Below are 1,125 nucleotides of genomic sequence, written 5' to 3'. Positions count from 1 at the left end.
TAGCACAGGAACGAGCTGAGCAAGTTAAACGATACTTAAGTGTGTTCGGTGTAACGTCAGACCGTGTACAAACCAAATCTGTTGGCGACACATTGCCTTTGTATGAGGGACAAACGCCAGCCGTGCGCCTAACCAACCGTCGTGTGAGCATCGAAGTTCTCAGCGCAAACTCTGATAGCAATGCGCCAAGTAATCACAATTTACCTAACAAAGGCAACATGCCAACGAGCGCGAGCGGTTCGATAGGAGGCGCGTTATGAGCATTTTCAAAACGTTTTTTGCCTTGTTCGCGATGTGCGTGCTCGCTTGGGTAACCCCTCTGCATGCCGCAGATAACGACACAGTAAAAGTTGGTGACTTAGTACAGATCAACCTGCCCGGCGAAGCATCGCTAAACCAAGGTTTTCAAGTGGACCGCCGCGGACGAATCAACTTACCGGAAATCGGTCCGGTGTTTGTTGCTGGTTATAACGAGCAGCAATTGCAAGATGTCATTATTGAAACGCTGAAAACCGTCTATCGAGACGTGAATAACGCTCGCGTGTTCATTAAACAGCAACAACTGCTTATCTCCGTGCAAGGCTACGTTGTTAAGCCGGGTGAATACACGTTGCCCGCAGGTTCTAACATCCAAATGTTTGTTTACGAAGCTGGCGGACTCCGTGCTGGCGCGCAGCTCGACAAAATGATCGTCAAACGTGGCGATCAGAACATCGAGTTCGATTACAAACGCTTTTTGGATACAGGCGACAACAGCCAGCTACCAAAACTGGAATCGTTAGACGTGTTATTTGTGCCTGCTTCCCCATTGGTCGGCAACATTGAGCAAGAGTTCGATGCAGCCAAACTCGCCAATTCTGGTGACAGTGCCGACTCCGCTCGCGCAATCAAAGTGTTCGGTGAAGTGAACGCCCCGGGCTCATTTACTTACAAGCCAAACACCACACTTGTCGATGTGGTCATGCGCGCTGGCGGTGTTACTCGCTACGCGAGCGTTGAGCAAATTCGCGTGATTACGAACAACACACCAACTATGTTCAACTTGAAAACCTACCTAGATACAGGCGATCAAAGCTTGCTGCCTGAGATATTGCCCGGTGCAACCATCTTTGTGCCTAAGCAGGA

The 1,125-nt window shown here is 49.7% G+C and carries 1 protein-coding gene and 1 pseudogene; both read left to right on the top strand.

Going from position 1 to position 1,125, the window contains the following annotated elements:
• Positions 1-260, top strand: a 260-nt coding sequence (locus R7E00_RS24650; RefSeq protein WP_318124839.1) for an OmpA family protein, incomplete at its 5' end; no start/stop codon positions are given.
• A gap of 74 nt (positions 261-334) precedes the next feature.
• Positions 335-1,125, top strand: a pseudogene (locus tag R7E00_RS24645) (SLBB domain-containing protein); the annotation flags it as partial.

Origin of the sequence: Vibrio sp. Vb1755, assembly GCF_033338635.1 — a bacterium.
Lineage (GTDB): Bacteria > Pseudomonadota > Gammaproteobacteria > Enterobacterales > Vibrionaceae > Vibrio > Vibrio alginolyticus.
The sequence above is the reverse complement of the archived record's forward strand: the minus strand, read 5'-3'. Positions and strand labels throughout refer to the sequence as shown.